Source organism: Variovorax boronicumulans NBRC 103145, assembly GCF_001591345.1.
GTDB lineage: Bacteria > Pseudomonadota > Gammaproteobacteria > Burkholderiales > Burkholderiaceae_C > Variovorax > Variovorax boronicumulans.
In genome coordinates, this window is record NZ_BCUS01000057.1 from 17,981 (window position 1) to 38,235 (window position 20,255).

Consider the following 20,255-nt stretch of genomic DNA (forward strand, 5'->3'; position numbering starts at 1 on the left):
AACGGTGCGTGGAAGAAAGTAGAAAAAGCGTCAGGCCACCGAGAAGCGCCGCAGCCGCCAGGCCGCGAGGCCGAACAGCAGCAGGCTCGGCACCAGCAGTTGCAGCACGGCGAGCGCGGCCTGCCCGCGCACGAGCTCGGCGGGCTCCTCGTGCCAGGCGAAGGTGGGCATGCGGTCGAAGTCGGCGGGCACGAGCGCATCGCGTGCGTCGATGCGCGGGAAGAAGAAGGCCTTCCAGGCTTCGTGGTGCGCCACGGTCTGCGCGTCGAAGCGCGCATGGCGACGCGCGCCGTTGCCAGCCAGCGCGGTCATGCCTTCGTAGGCCACGGCCGCCGGTGACACGGCGCCGAAGCGGCCCACCAGCGCCTGCTGCGCCGCCTGTTGTGCGTCGAAGCGCGCGAGCGCGGGGCGGATCGCTTCGTCGACCTCGCGCTGGATGCGGTAGTTGGCCAGCGAGCGGCCGGCGATCTCGATCTTGCCGTCGCGCGGCACGAGGATGGCACCCTGCCCCACGTGCTGGTACTCAGTGCCCAGCAGGTCCTGGTAGCGCTTCATCGCCTCGGCCGTGACCACGCGCTGGCGAGTGGCCAGCTCGGTGCGCGACGGCGCGGGCGCGGCCTGCGTGACGGCCAGGTTGAGCAGCACCGGCGCCACGAGCACCAGCAGCACCCAGGCGATGACGAGCACCATCGCATTCGTCGCCGACGAGGCGCCGAAGGCGTTCACCGCCACCACCAGCGCGAACCAGAACAGCGCGTAGGCGCCGACCAGCAACGCCCACCACAGCGTGGCGCTGCCCGCGCCACCCGCCGTGAGCCCCGCGTGACGCGCGATCCACAGCACCGCCACCGGCAGCAGCACGGCCGGCCCCAGCAGCACTGCGGCGCGCACCGTGAGCTTGCCCGCGAGCAGCGTGCGCAGCCGCAGCGGTTGCGACAGCAGCAGGCGCAGGGTGCCGTTCTCGCGCTCGGCCGACAGCAGGTTGTAGCTGAGCGCAAAGATCAGCAGCGGCAGCAGGTAGACGATGACGAAGGCCAGGTCGAAATGCCCGCTCAGCAGGTGCCACGGGTTCTCGATGTCGCTCGGGTTCATGAACACCACGCGGCTCTGGTTCGTGACCTGGTACTGGCTCGGGAACAGGTCGCTCTGCCCCAGCGCGACCGGGCCCAGCGGCGCGGTCGGCAGCAGCACGTGCTGCCCGCCGTAGCCGCTCGCCATGCGCGACGGGTCGGCGGGGTTCTCGAAAGGCGTGGGCTGCGCGGTGCCGGCCAGGATGGCTTCGAGCAGCGTGCGCTGCGCGGTGCGGGTGTCGCGGTCGGCCTGCGCCACGGCCGCCTGCGCGCGGTCGCGCTGGGCGGTCTGCAGCAGGCCGTTGCCCAGCGCATAGGCCACGAGCAAGAGGAACAGCGCGCCGACGACCCAGAGGCCGCGCTCGGCAAGCATCAGGCGCACTTCCTGGCGCATCACGGCCAGCAAGCGGCGGCCTTGGGGAGGATGGAGGGACGACATGGGTGGCATCCCCTCTCAGAGAGCGCGCTGGCGCAGGATGGCAAAGGCCGCGAAGGCCGCCGCGAGCAGCAGGCCGGCGCACAGCACGAGGAAGCTGCGCGCCTGGTGTCGCAGCGCCCACCCTGCGCCCGGCGGGTGGTAGTCGAAGGGCGGCACGGTGGCCCAGAGCTCGGGCGTGGCCTGGTAGGAGAAGTGGCGGTCGCCGAGCGGGTCGGCATGCGCCACGAGGTCCTTGCTCATCAGGTCCTGGATGTTGCGGCGGTGCAGTTCGGCGGCCGTGGTGAAGCGCCGGTGGTGCGAGAAGTCGGTGCCCGCCATGCCCATCGAGAAGCTGCGCACCGCGAGCAGCGGCAGCAGTAGGCCGCTCCACTCCTGCACTTTCTGCTGCTGTTCCCAGGTGTCCCACAGGCGGCCGTAGTGGCGGTCGTACACGGGGTACGAGGCCTGGTCGTCCAGGCGCAGCGCGATGCCCCACTTGCTCAGCGGCACGTCGCGCCCCCAGCGCTCGGTGGTGCCGAAGTTCTCTTGCCAGACCTGGTTCGACACGGCCTTGAGTTCCGCGCCCAGCGCCTGGTTGAATTCGAGCCGCGTCGGGCTCGGGAACCAGGTGCGCGAGAGTTCGGAGAGCACGCGCGGCGCCATCACGGCCTGCCCGATCCACAGTGCGAGCAGCACGGTGATCGCCATGCGCGAGGTGGACGACAGCGCCGACACGCCCAGCACCAGGCACACGAAGATGCCGAGGTACACCGCGTAGCCCAGCGACCACGCGCCCAGCCGCAGCAGCGCATCGACGCGCCCGCCCGGCTCCGCGCCCACTGCCACGGCCACGGCCGCCACGAGCGCCGCCGGCACCAGCAGCACCGCGAGCAGCGCCGACAGCGCGAGCGCCTTGCCGGCCAGCAGCCGCAGCGGCGCCACGCCCAGGCTCAGCGTCTGGCGCAGGATGCCCTGCTCGCGCTCGCCCGCGAAGGCGTTGAAGCCCAGCACGATCACCAGCAGCGGGCCGAGCACCTGCAAGATCCAGCCCACCGACAGGTTGCCGAAGCGCTGCAGGCCGGTGGCGTCCTGCGCGGCGTTGAACTTGACCTCGCTCTGGCGGTGCGCCTGCAGCCACACGGTGCTGCCGATGTAGGGGTTGATGCCCGCGTCGACCATCGACAGCGGCGGCTCGGGCTTGAAGGCGTGCATGCCCTGGTGCGCGGCGTCGTGCGGATGGCGCTTGTCCTGGTGCAGCCAGTCGCGGTAGTCCATGGCCTGCGCGGCCACCTGCTCGGCATGCGCGCCGCGCTGGTGCGCCCAGCCGACGGCCAGCGCGGTGAAGAGCAGCACGGCCACGAGCCCGCCGGCCCAGTACAGGCGGCCGTCGCGCAGGCGTTCGGTGAATTCGCGTCGGGCGATCCAGCGCATCGTCATCGGGTCAGGCCCTCATGTGTTGCAGGTAGAGGGACTGCAGGTCGGTCTGGCCGATCTGCGCGCCGTCGAGACTCTCGACCAGCCGGCCGCGCTTCATGATCCCGACGCGCGTGGCGGTCTGCTGCGCGTGGAACAGGTCGTGCGTGGTGGTGAGCACGGCCACGCCGCGGTCGGCCGCGCGGCGCAGCAGGTCGGAGAACTCGGCCGCGGCATGCGGGTCGAGCCCCGAGGTGGGCTCGTCGAGCAGCAGCGCCTTGGCCTCTTTGGCCAGCGCGACCGCGATCCACACCTTCTGGCGCATGCCCTTCGAATACATGCTGACGCGCTTGTCGGCGGCGGCGTGGTCGAGCCCCACCTCGGTCATCAGCGCGAGCAGGCGTTCGCGCGGCAACTCGTGGCCCAGCGCCAGGCCGGCGAAGAAGCGCAGGTTCTCCAGGCCCGAGAGCGTGCCGTACAGCGTGACCTGCTCGGGGATGTACGCCACGTCCTGCTTGGTCGCGACCGGGTGGCGCGTGACGTCGGTGCCGTTGATCTGCACCGTGCCGTCGGTCGGCGCGATGAAGTTCAGGAACAGGTTGATGGTGGTCGTCTTGCCCGCGCCGTTGGCACCCAGCAGGCAGTAGATGTCGCCGCCGCGGATGTCGAGGTCGAGGCGGTCGAGCGCGGTGTGCGCGCCGTAGCGTTTGGTGAGGCCGGAGGCTCGGAGCATGGCGGAGGGATTCCGATGGAAGGAAGAAGAAAAGGGAAAGACGCGCGCAGGCGCGCCCCCGGCGTGGGCACGCCGATGCGGTCATCGAGGGGGAATGAAGGCGGCAGCGGTGCCGCCGCGCGTCAGCGCTTGTTCTTGTTTTTCGCGCCGCCTTGCCGCGCCTTGAAGCGCGGGTTGGACTTGCAGATGACGTAGGTGCGACCGCGCCGCGTCACCACCTGGCAATCGCGGTGACGCTTCTTGGCTTCCTTGAGCGAGGACAGGACTTGCATGTGCGTGGCCGGGGAGTTCGTTCGGACACGCGAATATACGTTATTGCGAATTCATTCTCAATAACTTTGTTAACCGTCCCCAGCACCCGGGGCCCGCCGTCGTCAGTGCGGCGGGTGCGTCTTCGGCGCTTTCGCGCCGGCGTCGACACAGGCGGCGCACAAGCCATGCAGCGTGACCTCGTGGTGCGTCACCTGGAAGCCCTTGGGTGCGAGGTCGTGCATCGGCCCCGGGCAGGCATGCAGCAGGAACACCTGGCCGCACTGCGAGCAATGGAAGTAGTGATGGTGGTGGTGCCCTGCATCGTCGCTGGCGCCGTGCGAAGCGTGATCGTGTGGATCAGCCTTGCAGGCCACTTCATAGCGCGCCGGCTCGCCCGGCAGCTCGACCTTGGCGATCTCGCCGTCGGCCAGCAGCAGCGAGACCTGGCGGTACACCGTCGACAGGCTGATCTCGGGCACGATGGCCCGTGCGTGTTCGAGGATTTCGGGGGCGGTCAGCACGCGACCGGCGTCGCTGAAGGCGGAGAAAACGGCGTTGCGCTGGCGCGTGAGACGTTGCATCTCTCGATGATAGGGGCGGCCCGCGCGGCCTTCAGCGAGCCGCGCGCAAGACCTTCACGCGTCGGCCGTCGGGCCGCCGTCTGCCTCGGGTGCCTCGGGCTTGGCCTTGCCCTTCTTGCCACGCGCCGCCTTCTTTGCTGCACGCTCGGCGTCGGCGCGCTGGCCGGCGGCCAGCCACTGCGCGAACTCCTCGGGCGTCTCGAGCGTGATGCGCCCCAGGTTGCCGGCGCGGAACTCGTGCATCACGATCTCGGCGGCCTTCTGCAGGTTGACCTTGCCCTTGCCCAGCAGCGCGCCGCGCTTGCGGCCGATGGTGTCGAGGACGTCTTCGTCCTTCATGCCGGCCAGGGTGGCGGCATCGAGCTCGACGAGCTTGAAGCGCGCGACGATGCCTTCGGCGTAGTTCGCCTTGAGGTAGTCGAGCAGCTCCAGCGCCACTTCTTCCTCGTCGAAGGCGTTGCGCCCCACCGCGCCGCTGGCCGCGAGGTTGTAGCCGCTCTTGGGCACGATGATGCGCGGCCACAGCATGCCGGGCGTGTCCCACAGGTAGAAGTCGTCGGCCAGCGTGATGCGCTGCTCCAGCTTGGTGATGCCGGCCTCGTCGCCGGTCTTGGCCTTGCGCCCGCCGGTGAGCGTGTTGATGAGGGTCGACTTGCCCACGTTGGGAATGCCGCAGATCAGCACGCGCATCGGCTTGGCCATGCCGCCGCGGTTGGGCGACAGCTCGTGGCAGGCGCGCACGATGCGCTGCGCGGGCATGGTCAGGCTGGCATCGAGCGCGATGGCGCGGGTGTCGGGCAGCGCGTTGTAGTGCGCCAGCCAGGCCTCGGTGCGCTCGGGGTCGGCCAGGTCCTGCTTGTTGAGCACCTTGAGCGTGGGCCGCCCGGCCGTGAGCTCGGCCAGCATCGGGTTGGCGCTGGAGCCTGGCAGGCGCGCGTCGAGCAGTTCGATCACCACGTCGATGTCCTTCACCCGTTCGGTGATGGCCTTCTGGGTCGAATACATGTGACCGGGGAACCACTGGATCGCCATCGATGGATGCTCTTTCTTTCGCGCTGTCTGGAAGGGGGCCGGCCTCGCAGGCCGGGTGCGCATTGTGAACCGGGAAACGGACCGATTCCTCGATGCTGCGCTTTTGATAGCACCAACTGGCGTATTCATTGGCTTGTTGGCCGCCAGATCACCCCTAGAATCCGCGCGCTGCGCCTGCAGCCGTTTCAAAAAGTCACACCGAGGGAGATCCTTTTCATGGTCCAGCGCCTTGCCGCCGCCGCCCTGCTCGCGGCCACCACCATCCTGTCCGCCACCGCGGTGCACGCCCAGCGCCCGTCGCCTCCGCCCGGCCCGCTGACCGACGGTTTCCTGTGCTGCAACATGCGCACCTACGGCGACTCGATCAGCGACATCAACTACGACGAACAGGGCACGAGCATCGTCCCCGTGGGCACGCCGGCGCGCATCACGGCCTACGACTTCCGCTTCTTCAACCTCGATCTCGCGGGCAAGCCCCAGCGCATCAAGAACGACTACAGCCGCAACATCACGCTGATCGACTTCGCCAAGCGCTACGTGGTCACCGAAGACCCCAAGCGCAAGATCGCAAGCTTTCCGCCCGCGGTGGGCGCCGCCATCCTCGCGGGCAAGGTGATGCCCGGCATGACGCGCGAACAGGTGCTGATGGCGCTGGGCTACCCGGTGGCCAGCGAGAACCCGAGCCTGGACGCCCCGGTGTGGCGCTACTGGCGCGACAGCTGGTCGGAGTTCCAGGTGAACTTCGATGCGCAGGGCCTCGTGAAGGACGTCGCGGGCAATGCCGTGGCGCTGAGCCGCGTGCTCGCCGCCGCACCCTGAGCACCTCTTGGTCATCCCCGGGTTCGTGTGCGCGGCGTGACACGCGCAACACCCGGGAGGGTTTTGCATCGCGAAGGGCGATTCCGCCCCTATGATTTGTCCGAAGCACGGCGCCGCCACGTGCGTCGGCCGGATCGAAACCCCTGAATGGAGTGCCTGCGATGAAACCCGTCTCCGAACTGCTCAAGCGCCACGATTCCGCCGCCTGGCGCACCTCGCCCGACACCAGCGTGTTCGACGCGCTGGCCACGCTGGCGCATTTCGAAGTGGGCGCGCTCATGGTGATGGACGGCGAAAAGCTCGTGGGCTTTTTGTCCGAGCGCGACTACACCCGCAAGGTGGCGCTGCAGGGCAAGAACTCCAAGGAGATGAAGGTCGCCGAGATCATGACACCCGACGTGATGACCGTCACCCCCCAGACCCGCACCCGCGCCTGCATGGCGCTCATGAGCCAGCGCAAGTTCCGCCACCTGCCCGTGGTCGACGGCGACAAGGTGGTGGGCATGATCTCCATTCAAGACCTGATGGACGACATCATTGCCGAGCACGAGCAGACCATCACGCAGCTGACCAGTTACATCCAGAGCTGAGCACGCTGCCATGCCCCCGGGAAAAAGGGGCAACACACCTACGCGCAGGGGCACTCTTTCGGGTGCACAGTGAAGGCTCGTTCACCATCCAGCAGGGACATACGCAATGCAGATCCAGGTCAACACGAGCAATGGCATCACCAACAAGGACACGCTGGAGCGCTGGGCAGACACCGAGATCAAGCAGCACCTGAGCCGTTTCGTCGAAGACGTGACGCGCGTCGAGGTGCACCTGAGCGACGAGAACCACGACAAGGCCGGCGGCGGCGACAAGTGCTGCGTGATGGAAGCGCGCCTGGCGCACCACCAGCCGCTCGCGGTGACACAGCACGCCACCAGCCTCGACGAGGCCTTCCGCGGCGCGGCCGACAAGCTCAAGCGCCTGCTCGACAACACGCTGGGCCGCCTCAACAACCACCGCGCCCGCGACTCGATCCGCCGCGACGGCGAGGGCTTCGTCGCCGAATAGCGCTCAGCGCGCCGGCTTGCGCTTCGGTGCGGGCAGGCGCTGCGGCGTTTCCACCGGAATGAGCGGCGGTCGCCGCCCGCCGGCCATCCAGGCGTCGTAGAAATCGATCTTGCGATCGACCAGCGACAGCGCCTGCTGCCAGTCGGCAATGGTCTGGTGCACGCGCGCGCGGTGCGCCTCGAGCAGGTCGCGCCGCTGGCGCAGCGTGGCCTTGCCCTGCAATGCGAGCGCCGTGTAGTCGCGCATCTCGGCAATCGACATGCCGGTGCGGCGCAGCCGGTCCATCAGGTCGAGCCAGCCCACATGCAGTTCGCCGTACACGCGCCGCCCGCCCGCATCGCGCGCCACGCCGGGCACGAGGCCCTGCGATTCGTACCAGCGGATGGCGTGCACCGTGCGACCGGTGCGCGCGGCCAGCTCGCCGATGTGGAACGACGGCGTGGCGGCGACAGTGGCGGGGTCAGCCGGCATGGGCGGTCGGCGCGTCGAGCGCCCGCTCGACCAGCGCGGTGTCGAAGTACTCGGTCAATGTTTTCACCTGGCCTCCTTCGAGTCGGTAGACGTAGCAATAGCGGTTGTTGTAGCGCTTGCCGGCCTTGGTGGGCACGTCGCCGCTGAACAGCACCACCACGCGGTCGCCTTCCGCAATGATGCATTCGGTCTTGCTCACATAGGGCCCGGCGAACTGCCCGAACAGCGGCTTGATCAGCTCTTCGCGGATCGTCTGCTTGCCCTGGTAGGTGCGCGACCAGGGCGTGCTGCCTTCCAGCGTCCAGCTGGCGTCGTCGGCCAGGCTGTCGATGAAGGCCTGGCCGTTGCCCTTGTCCAGCTCCGCGTGGATGCGCTGGACGAGGGCCTTGTTGTCGATCGTGTGCATGGCGTGATTTCCTTGGATGAATGAAGACACCGGACATCCGGTGAATTCATTGGAAATGCTCGAGTGCGCTCGAAGTCAAGCGCCCTGCACCGAGTGACGAAGGCTCAGCGTCGGCCGGCGTTCGCCTGGCCCTTGGCGACTTCGTTCGCGCCTTGGGCGGCGCCGCTTTGCGGCACGGCCTCGCCCTCGCGCGCCGTCACTTCCGACAGGCGCGCGGCCAGCTGCTCGGGCGTGTCGGCGGCAATGCCCAGCCACGCGCCCTGCGTGAGCGTGATGTGCGCGGCCTCGAAGGTGCCGGCGCCGGCGCAGAGGATGGTGCGGTTGGGCGCGTCCTGCGCGGCCAGCACCAGCATTGCGGGCACCACGGCCTCGGGGCGGAAGGCCTCGAGCATGTCCTTGGGGAACAGGTCTTCCGTCATGCGCGTGGCGGCGGTGGGCGCCAGGCAGTTCACGCGGATGTCGTTCTTGGCGCCTTCGATGCTCAGCGTTTGCATGAGGCCCACCAGCGCCAGCTTGGCGGCGCCGTAGTTGCTCTGGCCGAAGTTCCCGTACAGGCCCGACGACGAGGTGGTCATCACGATGCGGCCGTACTTCTGCTCGTTCATGAGCGCCCAGACGGCCTTGGTGCAGTTCACGGCGCCCATCAGGTGCACGTCGACCACGAGCTTGAAGTCGTCCAGTTCCATCTTGGCGAAGCTCTTGTCGCGCAGGATGCCGGCGTTGTTCACCAGGATGTCGACGCGGCCCCAGGCGTCGACCGCCTGCTTGACCATGGCCTGCACGGCCTCGAAGTCGGTCACCGAGGCGCCGTTGGCAATGGCTTCGCCGCCGGCCGCCTTGATCTCGTCGACCACCGCCTGCGCGGCACTGACCGAGCCGCCCGAGCCGTCGCGCGCGCCGCCCAGGTCGTTGACCACCACCTTGGCGCCGCGCGCTGCCAAGGCCAGCGCATGCTGGCGGCCCAGGCCGCCGCCCGCGCCGGTCACGATGGCCACGCGGCCCTGGAAGTCGATGGAGGTGCTGTTGCTCATGAGGTCTCTGCTCGCTGTCTGAACGGTGTGGGTCGGGGTTGGTGAGGGTTGCCAATTGACAACAACCCAACGTTTTACCTCAGTTCCCCGCCCCGTTCGCCGCCGGGCGCCCCCGGCGGGAGTCACCCATGCGACGGCTGGACGGTGGCGCAGTACGCCACCAGCTGGTCGAGTTCGGCCGATTTGTCGAAGAAGGCATCGGCACCCAGCTGCTGCGAGCGCAGGCGCATGTCGGCGGTGGCGTAGTTGCTGAGCACCACCACCTTCTGGTGCGGCGAGCGCTGGCGGCAGGCGTTCAGCACGGCCAGGCCGTTGCCGCGCTGCAGGAACAGGTCGACGATGGCCAGGTCCCAATCGCTCTTGTGATCGCGCAGCCAGTCGAGCGCTTCGTCGGCGGTGCTGGCCGAGGCGATCACGTGCGCATCGATCACGTCCTCGAGAAAGTCGACCAGGTTCTCGCGGATCACCGGACTGTCCTCGACCAGGTAGGCATGGAGCGTCATGGTGGGTGTCTCGGGTCCGGAACTGGGCAGCGCATGACACCATCTTCGGGGCTGGCCGCCGCGCCACGGTGAGCCGGACAGGTCAATGGCTGTAGGCCATCGGCCAGCGGCGCTGTCGGCATGCGCCGGCCGGCGCCGCCGTGAGGGTGCTTCAGGCCGCGACCGGCAGGCGGCCGGGGGCCATGCCCAGGCGCGCCGGCGAGACGTACTGCTCGCGGTAGATCTCGAAGGGCATGGTGTCGGCCGCCTCGATGCGCTTTTGCGCCTGGATCGACTCGGCCGTCATCTGCTCGAACCCGGCCTGCTGCGCGGCCGAGAACGGCAGCGCCAGCAGCGCGGCGCGGGTCTGCTCCGACTGGGCGCGCACGAAGCCGACGAAGGAGTTGCCGTGCTGCTGCTCGATGGCCGCGAGCACGCGGGCCGAGGGCAGGCTGTCCGGGTTCTCGAGGCCGGCCTTGGCGGCGCGCACCGCGTCGACGTGCTGCGTGCCGCCCTGCGCCGCGTCGAGTGCGGCGGCAATCGGCAGGCACTGCTCGACCAGCTCCAGGCCCCAGTCGGTGAGCCCGACCTCGCGCCCGTCGCGGCGCAGCTTCAGCCCCGGTTCGCGGCCGCGCGCGGCCGTGAGGTGCTGGTTCTGCGCCAGGTCGGCGATTTCTTGCGGCGTGTCGTCGGGGCTGTCGTTCAGCAGGCAGTGCAGCAGGAACACGTCGATGAAGCGCATGGTCTGCGCGTTGATGCCGACGGTCTCGAAGGGGTCGAGGTCCATCAGGCGCACCTCGACGTACTCCACGCCGCGCTCGCGCAGCGCATGCAGCGGGCGCTCGCCGGAGTGGATGACGCGCTTGGGGCGGATGGTGCCGTAGAACTCGTTCTCGATCTGCAGCAGGCTGGTGCCCAGCTGGTTGTAGTCGCCGCCCAGGTTGCGGATGCCGATGGCCTCGTAGGCTGGCCACGGGCGCGTGAGCGCGTCCTGCAGCGAGGCGCCGTAGCCCTCCAGGCTGTTGTAGCTCACGGCCAGCGAGGCCTGCGCCTCGCTCTGGTAGCCCAGGCGGCCCATGCGCAGCGAGGTGCCGTGCGGCATGTACATGCTGCCGTCGCCCAGCGGCTGCAGCTCGTGCGGGCGGCCCGCGACAAAGCTCGAACACAGGGCCGGCGAGGCGCCGAACAGGTACAGCAGCAGGAAGGCCTGGCGGCGGAAGTTGCGGATGAGCGCGAAGTACTCTTCGCTCGACACCTCCGGCAGCGACCAGTTGTAGTGGATGCCCGAGATGGTCTGCATGCGGCGGCCGTAGCGATGGCTCAGGCCCATGCGGTACACGCTCTTGGCGCGGCCCACGTTCGACGAGCCGTAGCGGCCGATCGGAATGGTCTCGTCGGTCGGCAGGCCGCAGGGCATGCTCGACACCCACAGGCGCTCGTCGCCGAGCTGGTCGAGCACGCGGTAGGTGAACTGGTGCACCCGCGTGAGCTCTTCGAGCGCCGACTCCACGCCCGCGTGCACGCCCGTGATGAGTTCGAGCTGCGATTCGCTGAAGTCGGTCGTGATGTGCGGATGCGTGAGCGCCGAGCCCAGCGCCAGCGGATGCGGCGTGAGGGCCAGCTTGCCGTCGGGCAGCGCGCGCAGGCTTTCCTTCTCGATGCCGCGACGCATTCCCTTCAATCGCGCGGCCGGGAGTGCACCCAGCCTCTCCTGCAATCTGTTGCTCATGTTCTTATGACCCATCAATCTTCTGTGGGGCTGGAAGGTAGCACGGGCGGACAGGCACTGCTGAAGCAGGGAATCCCGCATCCGGCTATGCTGTTTTTTGCTACTTTTTTCATAGCTACCCTCTCAAATACCACCGGCCTTGCGGCGCGCAGCGGGGTTCGAAATTCAGGCCTTGGCGCGGCCCGCCGCGAGGTCGATCTCTTCCGACTGGTAGACATGGATCGACGGCACGCCGTCGGCCATGGCCGCGAGCGCCTTGCCGAAAGCGCGCGACGCATCGACGCGAAAGTGCGCCTGCAGCGCCGCCATGTCGCTCCAGCGCTCCACGAAGGTGAGCTGCAGCGGGTCTTGCACGTCGGTCGTGACGTCATGCGAGATGCAGCCGGGCTCGGCGCGCGAGCGCAGCACGTGTTCCACGCTGATGGCCAGCATCGCCTGCAGGGTGTCGGCCTTTGCCAGCGCGTGTCCGATGACCAGGATCATGGGGGTCTCCTTCTGTGCGTTCTTTCGGGGTGACAGGATCAGGATGGATGCGCGCGCGGCCCGGCGTGGCGGGCCTTCAGCCGAACACGCGCAGCAAAAAGCGGTTGAGGTCGGCGATCTCTTCCATGCAGACCGAGTGCGCCATGGGGTATTCGTGCCATTCGACCGGGTGGCCCAGCGCCACCAGCGCGTCGCGCGACTGTTCGGCGCGCGCCAGCGGCACCACCGGGTCCTGCCGGCCGTGCGCGAGGAACACGGGCGTGTCGTGGTTGGCGCCGTGGCGCTCGGCCGCCGTGGTCGCCGCGATCGGCAGGTAACCCGAAAGGCCGACGATGCCGGCCAGCCGCTCGCCGTGGCGCAGCCCCGTCATCAGCGCCATCGCGCAGCCTTGCGAGAAGCCCGCCACCACGATGCGGTGGGCGGGAATGCCGCGTGCCTTTTCGTTGGCGATGAGGGCCTCGATGCTCGCCTGCGAGCGGCGCAGGCCGGCCTCGTCCTCGCGCGCCACCAGGTCGGCCACCGCGATGTCGTACCAGGCGGGCATCTCATAGCCGCCGTTGATGGTCACGGGAATGACGGGCGCGTTGGGGAACACGAAGCGCACCGGGCCCACGGCCGACAGGTCGAGCTCGCCGGCGATCGGCACGAAGTCGTTGCCGTCGGCACCCAGGCCGTGCATCAGGATCACCGAGGCGGTGGGGTTCGGGGCGGTTTCGATTTCGATGGGGGGACGGGACATGGTCAACGAAGGTATTCAGGAATGCGAATGCCCGGACCTTAGCGCATTCGGGCGACCCGGGCCGCGGCGAAACGGCCGGTTGGCTGACTTGCACCTCGCAACATCCGGGCCCCCCGGCTGTCCTTGCCGTCGCAAGGGAGCGCCGGATGCAACACAATGGCGTTTCGCATGAAGACCACCCCGAACCCGTCCCCGAAGACCTCGTCGCCCGGCCCCGCCTTCGACAGCGAGGCGCTGCTGCGCGGCAGCGGGCTGCGCGTGACGCGCGCCGCCCAGACCGTGCTCGAGCTGCTCGAACACGGCTCGCAGCCGCTGACCCACGAGGAAGTGGCCGCCGCCTACACCGCCGCCACGGGCGAGCCGCCCGACCGCGTCACGCTCTACCGCGTGCTCGACCGGCTGGTCGAGGCCGGCCTGTGCGACCGCCGCGTGGGCGCCGACCGGGTCAACCGCTTCGCGCGGCACGTCGACACCGCCTCGGGCAACACCTTCGAATGCGACCAGTGCCACAAGGTGCTGGCCCTGCCCTCCGACCCCGAACTGCCCAAGGTGATGGGCCGGCTCGGCAAGGCGCTGCGCAAGCAGGGCATCGACACGCGGCACACGGCGCTCACGCTGCACGGCATGTGCGGCGACTGTGCGCGGTAGCTCGCCGAGCCGACCAGGCCGCGCGTGTACGTCTCCCGGTACCACCGCCAGCCCGACCTCGGCGCGAGCCACGCGCTGATCGACGCGCATCCGCTGGGCGCCTGGGTCGTTCAGGGCGCCGACGGGCTGGTCGCCAACCACCTGCCCTTTCTGCTCGACCGCTCGCGCGGCCCGTTCGGCACGCTGCTCGGCCACGTGTCGCGCGCCAATCCCGTGTGGCGCCAACTCGATGCCGCGGCCCCTTCGGTCGTGATGTTCCAGGGGCCGCAGGCCTACATCACGCCCGGCTGGTACCCCGGCAAGGCCGAGCACGGCCAGGTGGTGCCGACCTGGAACTACGCCGTCGCCCACGCGCACGGCATCGCGCGCGCCATCGACGACGAAGCCTGGCTGCTCGACCTGCTCGCGCGGCTGACCGCGGCGAACGAGGCCGGCCAGCCCGTGCCCTGGCAGACCACGGACGCGCCCGAGACCTTCATCCGCAAGCTGGCGCGCGCCGTGGTGGGCATCGAGATCCCCATCGACCGCCTCGAAGGCAAGCTCAAGGCCAGCCAGGACGAAGCCCTGCAGGACCGTCAAGGCACGGTGCAGGGGCTGACCGCTGTCGGCTCCGAGAACGCGTCGGCCATGGCGCGGCTGGTGCAGCAGGCGATGCAGCCCGGCAGCGCCATCGACTGAACCGCCCGCGCGCTCACACGTTCCACGACGGAAACGGATCGGGCAGGTTCTGCCACCACGAGGGGCCGAAGCGCATCTCGTTGGGCGTGAGCAGGCAGGCATCGAGCCGTGCGCGCAGCGCGGCTTCGTCCATGCCGATGCCGATCAGCACCAGCTCCTGGCGCGCGTCGCCGGTGGCGTCGTCCCAGTTCTTGCGGATGAGTTCAAGCCCGTCGGGGTCGGTCGGCCAGTGCTCGCGCGGCACGGCCGCCCACCACAGGCCCGCCACGCCGTAGCGGCAGGCACCGCCGGCCTGTGACCACGCACCCGCGCGGGTCGGCCGGCTCGCGAGCCAGAAGAAGCCCTTGGAGCGCACCACGCCCTCCCACTCGCTCTGCACCAGGTCCCAGAAGCGCTGCGGATGGAACGGCAGGCGCGAGCGGTAGACGAAGCTGCGGATGCCGTAGGCCTCGCTCTCGGGCACATGCTCGCCGCGCAGCTCGGCCAGCCAGCCCGGCGCCTGCTCGGCCTGCTCGAAATCGAACAGGCCCGTGTCGAGCACGCGGTCGAGCGCGACGCGGCCGAACTCCGACTCCTCGATGCGCGCACGCGGGTTGAGGCTGCGCAAGATCGCCATCAGCCGCTCGCGCTCCTCGGCCGTCACGAGGTCGGTCTTGTTGACCACGAGCACGTCGCAAAACTCGATCTGCTCGATCAGCAGGTCGACCACCGTGCGCGTGTCTTCGTCGCCCAGCGACTGGCCGCGCTGGCCCAGGCTGTCGGGCGAGCCGTAGTCGCGAAGGAAGTTGAAGGCATCGACCACCGTGACCATGGTGTCCAGCCGCGCCACGTCGGCCAGGCTCTGGCCGTCTTCGCCCGCGAAGGTGAAGGTCTCGGCCACGGGCAGCGGCTCGGAGATGCCGGTCGACTCGATCACGAGCTGGTCGAAGCGCCCTTCCTTGGCGAGGCGCTTCACCTCGATCAGCAGGTCTTCGCGCAGCGTGCAGCAGATGCAGCCGTTGCTCATCTCGACCAGCTTCTCGTCGGTGCGCGACAGCGCGGCGCCGCCTTCGCGCACCAGCGCCGCGTCGATGTTGACCTCGCTCATGTCGTTGACGATCACCGCCACGCGGCGGCCCTCGCGGTTGTGCAGGATGTGGTTGAGCAGCGTGGTCTTGCCGGCGCCCAGGAAGCCGGACAGCACGGTGACGGGAAGGCGATCGGCCATGAGGGCAGGCTCCATAGTTGCAACAGAATTGCATTATATGGATTGACGCAACTCAGTTGCATTTATTGCACGAGTGACCGACAGGCGCGCGCTCGCCTACCATCCAGCGCATGACCGATTTCTCTGCCTTCGTCGCCCCGCCGCCCTCCGACGCGCCGCACACGGCCGTCGTCGCCGCCGCGTCGGCCTGCCTCGACCGCTTCACGGCCGCCTTCAACGCCTCGGACACGCGCGGCATGGACGCCGAGCTGCACTTTCCGCACACGATGCTCTCGGGCGCGCAGCGGCTCGACTGGCCCACGCCCGGCCGGCACCCGGTGGATTTCTTCGACACGCTCAAGGCCAGCGGCTGGGCCTCCACGCAGTACGAGAAGAAGGAGCCCGTGCTCGTGAGCCAGGACAAGGTGCACTTCGTCGTGCACTACACGCGGCGCGATGCGGCGGGCGCGGTGCTCAGCACGCACGCCAACCTCTGGATCGTCGTGCAGGCCGAGGGACGCTGGGGCATCGCCCTGCGCTCGTACTGAATGAACCCGAAAGAAAAAGGACCGCGTCCCATGTCCCCCTCCGCCCTGCAGCTCGTCTGGCCGTCGCCCGAACACCTGCCCGGCTACATCGCCGCGCTGGAGCGCGGCTGGTCGCCCAACAGCCTGCGAGCCGAAGCCGGCCCCGAAGAACTGGCGCTGATCCGCACCGACCCCGAAGGCTTTCTTTCTGGCCTCGTTGACCGCGAGGCCAAGGGCCCGCCCATCGCGCTGCCCACCGGTGGCACCGTCCCCCGGCTGCCGGGCTACCGGCGCTGGCTCTGGGACGGCGAGTTCTGCGGCAGCATCCAGCTGCGCTGGCAGCCGGGCACCAACGCCCTGCCTTCGTACTGCCTGGGCCACATCGGCTACGGCGTGGTGCCGTGGAAAAGCGGCCGGGGCTACGCCACCGCCGCGCTGCGCGCGCTGCTGCCCGATGCGCGCGCCATCGGCCTGGACCATGTCGAGATCACGACCAGCCCCGACAACCTCGCCTCGCAGCGCGTGATCCGCGCCAACGGCGGCGTGCTGGTCGAGGAGTTCATCACCGAGCCCGGGCTCGGTGGCGCGCCCGAGCTGCGCTTTCGCATCGACGTGCGCGACCTGCGCTGACGCGCCCTACATTTCGAACGCCTCGACCTGCCGCCCGTCGATGTCGGTGAAGCCGTAGGCACGCGCCAGGTCGGCCACGCGCAGCACCTGGCCGGTCTTGTCGAGCACCTGCGCATCGGCCGCCAGCGCGGCCACGGCGCGGCCCAGGTAGCGCGGCGATTCGGTGCGCGCCAGCGCGGGGCGCTCCTGCCAGTGCGCTTCGTCGGTCTTGTGGCCCGCGAGCACGAACTCGGTGCGCATCCAGCCCGGCGACACCGCCACCGAGGCCACGCCGTGCGGCTGCAGTTCCTGCGCGATGCCGAAGGCCAGCCGCGTCATCGAGGCCTTGGCGAGGTCGTAGAACAGGTTGCCGCGCAGGTAGTGGCCGCGGTCCCAGAAGGTGGTGGTGACGATCAGGCCCTGCTTGCGCGCCACCATGCCCGGCGCGGCGCAGCGGCTGGCCACGAGGTGGTTGCGCACGCCGCGGTCGAACATCGAGTCCCAGTTGGCGAGCGGGTGCTCCCAGAACGGCGCCTCGAAGACACCCGTGAAGCTCTCGTGGCCGCCCCAGGCGTTGTTCACGAGCAGGTCGAGCCGGCCCTGCTCGCGCTCGACGCGCGCGAACAGCGCCGCCACCTCGTCTTCCTTCGTGTGGTCGCAGGCCAAGGCAATGCCGCGCCCGCCGAGTTGCGTGACCTCGTCGGCGGTGTCGTCGATGGTGCCGGGCAAGGCGGCCAGCTCGGACAGGGCGAGCAGCTGCCCGTAGCTGTCCGCCGGCCGCGCGCGGGTGCTGCGCCCGGTCACGTACACGGTGGCACCGGCCGCGCCCAGTTCCTGCGCGATGCCGCGGCCCGCGCCGCGGCTGGCGCCGGTGACCACGGCCACGCGGCCCGCCAGCGGACGATGCGCGGCATCAGGGGTGGAGAGGGCTGCTGTCATGTGTCGTTGCTCCTTCGTTCGGTGAGGGTCCTTGGGCAGGACAAGCCGCCACGATAGGCCGGCCTCAGCGCGCCGTCTTGGAAGAAACCGAAACCCGGCGCCCGAGGAACTCGGTGGGCGTCACGCCGCACAGGGCGCGGAACTCGTTGACGAGGTGCGACTGGTCGTAGAACCCGTGGTCCAGCGCCATGTCGGCCCAGGCCGGCGCGCTGTGCAGGCGCAGCGCGCGCAGGCAGGCATGCAGCCGCGCGAGCCGGCCCCAGGCGCGCGGCGACAGCCCGACGTGCGCATGAAAGAGCTGCTGCAGCCGGCGCTCGCCCACGCCGACCGCCTGCGCCACCTCGCGCAGCGCCTGGCGCCCGTCGGCAGCGGCGATGAGCCGCGCGGCGTGCATCGCGGCGGCCGGTGGCGTGCCGTCGCCTGCTTTCTGCAGGCGCTTCATCAAGGCCTGCTGCAGCAGCTGCGCGCGTGCGGCATCGCCGCGCGCTTCGGCCATGCGCGCGAGCAGCGTCGTGCCCTCACCGCCCCAGAGTTCGTCCAGGTGCACCGCGCGGCCTGCGATCTCGCCGGCCGGCACGCCCAGCAGCGCCGCCGCCGCGCCGGGACGCAGCGCCACCGACAGGCCTTCCACCGTGTCACGCATCCGCACCACGGCGGGCGCGGCGAAGGCGCCGATGGCTTCGACCGCCTGCCCCGGCGCGTCGTCGGCCGAGGGCGCATCGCCGAAGTTGAAGACCAGCCGGATCGCACCGTCGGGCAGCACGCGCTCGCGCACCTCGTGGCCGGGCGCGAAGGTCTCGCGGTACATCAGCAGGTGCGAGACATGCGACCGCAGGGCCGGTGCGATCGGCAGCACCTGCAGCGTGCCGTCGGGCACGCCCGACTCCGGCCCGTGCAGCGGGTCGTCGTGGAGCCGGAGGAAAAGACGTTCGCCCATGGCGGTCGATTGTGAGGAAAAACCCGCCGCCGCGCGACCCGGCCCGATGGTTCGACAATCGGCCGGCTCCCGCTGTTCATCTTTTGTTCGCATGCCCGATTCCGCCCTCCCCGTGCTCTATTCGTTCCGCCGCTGCCCCTATGCGATGCGGGCCCGGCTCGCGCTCGTGGCGAGCGAGCAGCGCTGCGCGCTGCGCGAGATCGAGCTGAAGCGAAAGCCCGCCGAGATGCTCGCGGCCTCGCCCAAGGGCACTGTCCCCGTGCTGGTGCTCGACGGCGGCGCGGCGGTGCTGGAGCAAAGCCTGGACGTGATGCTGTGGGCGCTGCGCCGCCACGATCCGCTGCGCTGGCTGGTCCCGGAGCGCGGCACGCTCGATGACCTGCTCGCGCTGGTGGCGGACTGCGACAACGGCTTCAAGCCGCTGCTCGACCGCTACAAGTACCCGGCACGTTACCCGGCATCGGAAGGCTCGGCGCGCGACGAGGGTGCGCGCTTCCTGCAAGGGCTCGAAGACCGGCTCGCGATGTCGGCGCAGCTGGCCGGCGCCCACGCCACGCTGGCCGACGCGGCGCTCATGCCTTTCGTGCGCCAGTTCGCGATGGTCGATACGGCCTGGTTCGACGCTCAGCCCTGGCCGCGCCTGCAGGCCTGGCTCGCGGGCTGGACCGCGTCGGAGATGTTCACGCGTGCCATGGCCAAATACGCGCCGTGGCAGGCGGGCGAACCGGGCGTGAGCTTTCCGCCCGCTTGATCAGTAGACGTCGCGGCGGTAGCGGCCTTCGGCGATGAGCGCGTCCATGCCGCTCTCGCCCAGCACCTCGGTGAGTGCCGCGTCCACGCCCGGCGCCATGCCTTCGAGGCTGCCGCACACGAAGACGATCGCGCCCTCTTCGTCCACCCACTGCTTCAGCACCTCGCCAGCCTCGCGCAGGCGGTCCTGCACGTACACGCGCTGCGCCTGGTCGCGCGAGTAGACGAAATCGGCGCGCGCCACGAGGCCGCCCGCCTGCCATGCCGCGACCTCGTCCGCGCCGAAGCCGTCGTGCGCCGCCTGCCGCTCGCCGAACACCAGCCAGTTGCGGCCGTGCCCGCGGCGTGCGCGCTCGCGCAGCAGCGCGCGCAGCCCCGCAAAGCCCGAGCCGTTGCCGATGAAGATGCAGGGCCGCGCATCGTCGGGCAGCGCGAAGCCCGGGTTGGCGACGAGGCGCAGCGCGAGTTCCGTGCCCATCGGCGCGCCGACCGTGAGCCAGCCCGAGGCCACGCCCAGCCCGTTGTCATGCCGCGCCTGCCGCACCAGCAGCTGGATGGCGCCATCGGACGGAATCGACGCGACCGAGTAGCTGCGCGGCGCGGGCGCCGGGGCGCCGTCGTCGTGCATCTGGCGCGGCACGATCTCGACCAGTGCGCCGGGCACCCAGTCCATCGCACCACTGCCATCGACGCGTCGCAGCTCGATTTCGAACAGCGGATCGCCCTGGCTGCCCGCATTGAGCAGCCGCCGGCCGTCGAGCCGCCAGGCTTCGAAAGCCGGTGCGGTCGACACGGGCCACGCGGCATCGCGCACCCCGAAGGTCTCGCTCAACGCGTCGTGCCAACGCGCGAGCGCTGCCGGGTCTTCGCCGTCCACCTCGATCATCGGGAACAGCGGCTGCGCGCCCTGGTTGTGCAGATCGTGGTCGAGCTTGCGGCCGAAGCCGCAGAAGGTCGCGTAGTGACGGTCGCCCAGCGCGAGCAGGCCGTAGCGCAGATGGCGCAAGCCCGGGCCGCTCTGCCGCGCGAACGCACGGGCGAAGGCACGCGCGCTGTCGGGCGGCTCACCCTCGCCGAAGCTGCTGGCCACCCACAGCACCTGGCGGAAATGCAGCAGCGCATCGGCACTCAGTGCGGACACAGGCCGCACCACCGCCGCGACGCTGGCGGCCTGCAGCGCGCCGGCCGTCTGCAGCGCGAGGCGCTCGGCATGGCCGGTCTGGCTCGCAAAGGCGACCAGCACCTGGCCCGCATCGCCCGCCG

General features: G+C 69.8%; 25 protein-coding genes. 8 read left to right on the forward strand and 17 right to left on the reverse strand.

The annotated features are described in order from the left end of the window. Positions 1 to 30: 30 nt before the first annotated feature. The 6 genes from VBO01S_RS17395 to ylqF form a co-directional block, all read right to left on the reverse strand. Positions 31 to 1,509 carry an ABC transporter permease subunit gene (locus VBO01S_RS17395; RefSeq protein ID WP_062476964.1) on the reverse strand — a complete coding sequence of 493 codons (1,479 nt, stop codon included), beginning with the start codon at positions 1,507 to 1,509 and terminating at the stop codon, positions 31 to 33. A gap of 15 nt (positions 1,510 to 1,524) precedes the next feature. Next, positions 1,525 to 2,925, reverse strand: coding sequence for an ABC transporter permease subunit (locus tag VBO01S_RS17400; RefSeq protein WP_062476967.1), 1,401 nt, complete (start codon positions 2,923 to 2,925; stop codon positions 1,525 to 1,527). Positions 2,926 to 2,929: 4 nt separating this feature from the next. Then, complete coding sequence (locus VBO01S_RS17405; protein ID WP_062476970.1) at positions 2,930 to 3,634, reverse strand: ABC transporter ATP-binding protein; 705 nt, start codon at positions 3,632 to 3,634, stop codon at positions 2,930 to 2,932. Between the two features lie 122 nt (positions 3,635 to 3,756). Beyond that, positions 3,757 to 3,906 (reverse strand): type B 50S ribosomal protein L36, encoded by a 150-nt coding sequence (gene ykgO, locus VBO01S_RS17410; protein WP_013542562.1) that lies wholly within the window; start codon positions 3,904 to 3,906, stop codon positions 3,757 to 3,759. A gap of 102 nt (positions 3,907 to 4,008) precedes the next feature. Then, positions 4,009 to 4,467 carry a Fur family transcriptional regulator gene (locus VBO01S_RS17415; protein WP_062476973.1) on the reverse strand — a complete coding sequence of 153 codons (459 nt, stop codon included), beginning with the start codon at positions 4,465 to 4,467 and terminating at the stop codon, positions 4,009 to 4,011. 54 nt (positions 4,468 to 4,521) lie between these two features. Next, positions 4,522 to 5,499, reverse strand: coding sequence for a ribosome biogenesis GTPase YlqF (ylqF, locus tag VBO01S_RS17420; RefSeq protein ID WP_062476977.1), 978 nt, complete (start codon positions 5,497 to 5,499; stop codon positions 4,522 to 4,524). Between the two features lie 216 nt (positions 5,500 to 5,715). On the opposite strand from ylqF, the gene bamE reads away from it, so the two are divergent. The 3 genes from bamE to VBO01S_RS17435 all read left to right on the forward strand — a co-directional run bounded on the left by bamE (position 5,716) and on the right by VBO01S_RS17435 (position 7,377). Further along, positions 5,716 to 6,318, forward strand: coding sequence for an outer membrane protein assembly factor BamE domain-containing protein (gene bamE / locus VBO01S_RS17425; RefSeq protein ID WP_062476980.1), 603 nt, complete (start codon positions 5,716 to 5,718; stop codon positions 6,316 to 6,318). A 161-nt stretch (positions 6,319 to 6,479) separates the two neighbouring features. Then, a complete protein-coding gene (locus VBO01S_RS17430; RefSeq protein ID WP_062476982.1) occupies positions 6,480 to 6,908 on the forward strand; it encodes a CBS domain-containing protein in 429 nt (142 codons plus the stop codon). A gap of 106 nt (positions 6,909 to 7,014) precedes the next feature. Then, positions 7,015 to 7,377 carry an HPF/RaiA family ribosome-associated protein gene (locus VBO01S_RS17435; RefSeq protein ID WP_062476985.1) on the forward strand — a complete coding sequence of 121 codons (363 nt, stop codon included), beginning with the start codon at positions 7,015 to 7,017 and terminating at the stop codon, positions 7,375 to 7,377. 3 nt (positions 7,378 to 7,380) lie between these two features. Here the strand turns inward: VBO01S_RS17435 and VBO01S_RS17440 are convergent, their stop codons facing one another. The 7 genes from VBO01S_RS17440 to VBO01S_RS17470 form a co-directional block, all read right to left on the reverse strand. Beyond that, the gene (locus VBO01S_RS17440; RefSeq protein WP_062476989.1) at positions 7,381 to 7,848 is read right to left on the reverse strand and encodes a MerR family transcriptional regulator; all 468 of its coding nucleotides are present in this window, start codon (positions 7,846 to 7,848) and stop codon (positions 7,381 to 7,383) included. Beyond that, positions 7,838 to 8,254 (reverse strand): nuclear transport factor 2 family protein, encoded by a 417-nt coding sequence (locus tag VBO01S_RS17445; RefSeq protein WP_062476992.1) that lies wholly within the window; start codon positions 8,252 to 8,254, stop codon positions 7,838 to 7,840. The genes VBO01S_RS17440 and VBO01S_RS17445 overlap by 11 nt, the downstream gene beginning before the upstream one ends. Before the next feature lie 104 nt (positions 8,255 to 8,358). Continuing rightward, a complete protein-coding gene (locus tag VBO01S_RS17450) occupies positions 8,359 to 9,285 on the reverse strand; it encodes an SDR family NAD(P)-dependent oxidoreductase (protein WP_062476995.1) in 927 nt (308 codons plus the stop codon). 122 nt (positions 9,286 to 9,407) lie between these two features. Further along, complete coding sequence (locus VBO01S_RS17455; RefSeq protein ID WP_062476998.1) at positions 9,408 to 9,788, reverse strand: response regulator transcription factor; 381 nt, start codon at positions 9,786 to 9,788, stop codon at positions 9,408 to 9,410. A gap of 151 nt (positions 9,789 to 9,939) precedes the next feature. Beyond that, complete coding sequence (gene gshA / locus VBO01S_RS17460) at positions 9,940 to 11,496, reverse strand: glutamate--cysteine ligase (RefSeq protein WP_062477001.1); 1,557 nt, start codon at positions 11,494 to 11,496, stop codon at positions 9,940 to 9,942. Positions 11,497 to 11,661: 165 nt separating this feature from the next. After that, positions 11,662 to 11,979, reverse strand: a complete 318-nt coding sequence (locus tag VBO01S_RS17465; protein ID WP_062477003.1) for a putative quinol monooxygenase — start codon at positions 11,977 to 11,979, stop codon at positions 11,662 to 11,664. 76 nt (positions 11,980 to 12,055) lie between these two features. Further along, the gene (locus VBO01S_RS17470) at positions 12,056 to 12,718 is read right to left on the reverse strand and encodes an alpha/beta hydrolase (RefSeq protein ID WP_062477023.1); all 663 of its coding nucleotides are present in this window, start codon (positions 12,716 to 12,718) and stop codon (positions 12,056 to 12,058) included. Between the two features lie 168 nt (positions 12,719 to 12,886). Between VBO01S_RS17470 and VBO01S_RS17475 the strand changes: the two genes are divergently transcribed. Continuing rightward, complete coding sequence (locus VBO01S_RS17475) at positions 12,887 to 13,366, forward strand: Fur family transcriptional regulator (protein ID WP_062477006.1); 480 nt, start codon at positions 12,887 to 12,889, stop codon at positions 13,364 to 13,366. 24 nt (positions 13,367 to 13,390) lie between these two features. Next, positions 13,391 to 14,044: an FMN-binding negative transcriptional regulator gene (locus VBO01S_RS17480; RefSeq protein ID WP_062477009.1), complete on the forward strand. Its 654-nt coding sequence runs from the start codon at positions 13,391 to 13,393 to the stop codon at positions 14,042 to 14,044. Positions 14,045 to 14,057: 13 nt separating this feature from the next. Here the strand turns inward: VBO01S_RS17480 and zigA are convergent, their stop codons facing one another. After that, positions 14,058 to 15,251, reverse strand: a complete 1,194-nt coding sequence (gene zigA, locus VBO01S_RS17485) for a zinc metallochaperone GTPase ZigA (protein WP_062477011.1) — start codon at positions 15,249 to 15,251, stop codon at positions 14,058 to 14,060. 110 nt (positions 15,252 to 15,361) lie between these two features. Here zigA and VBO01S_RS17490 point away from each other — a divergent pair, with 110 nt between their 5' ends. Together VBO01S_RS17490 and VBO01S_RS17495 are read left to right on the forward strand one after the other, a co-directional pair. Then, positions 15,362 to 15,778: a DUF6841 family protein gene (locus tag VBO01S_RS17490; RefSeq protein ID WP_062477013.1), complete on the forward strand. Its 417-nt coding sequence runs from the start codon at positions 15,362 to 15,364 to the stop codon at positions 15,776 to 15,778. Between the two features lie 30 nt (positions 15,779 to 15,808). After that, the gene (locus VBO01S_RS17495; protein WP_062477015.1) at positions 15,809 to 16,387 is read left to right on the forward strand and encodes a GNAT family N-acetyltransferase; all 579 of its coding nucleotides are present in this window, start codon (positions 15,809 to 15,811) and stop codon (positions 16,385 to 16,387) included. 6 nt (positions 16,388 to 16,393) lie between these two features. On the opposite strand, the gene VBO01S_RS17500 is transcribed toward VBO01S_RS17495, so the two are convergent. Both VBO01S_RS17500 and VBO01S_RS17505 read right to left on the reverse strand, forming a co-directional pair. Then, positions 16,394 to 17,305, reverse strand: a complete 912-nt coding sequence (locus tag VBO01S_RS17500; RefSeq protein ID WP_062477017.1) for an SDR family oxidoreductase — start codon at positions 17,303 to 17,305, stop codon at positions 16,394 to 16,396. Positions 17,306 to 17,369: 64 nt separating this feature from the next. Continuing rightward, positions 17,370 to 18,242 (reverse strand): helix-turn-helix transcriptional regulator, encoded by an 873-nt coding sequence (locus tag VBO01S_RS17505; protein WP_062477019.1) that lies wholly within the window; start codon positions 18,240 to 18,242, stop codon positions 17,370 to 17,372. Between the two features lie 91 nt (positions 18,243 to 18,333). On the opposite strand from VBO01S_RS17505, the gene VBO01S_RS17510 reads away from it, so the two are divergent. Further along, positions 18,334 to 18,993 (forward strand): glutathione S-transferase, encoded by a 660-nt coding sequence (locus tag VBO01S_RS17510; RefSeq protein ID WP_062477020.1) that lies wholly within the window; start codon positions 18,334 to 18,336, stop codon positions 18,991 to 18,993. On the opposite strand, the gene VBO01S_RS17515 is transcribed toward VBO01S_RS17510, so the two are convergent. Then, positions 18,994 to 20,255 (reverse strand): sulfite reductase subunit alpha (locus VBO01S_RS17515; protein ID WP_174543673.1); only part of this gene is annotated, 1,262 nt, incomplete at its 5' end.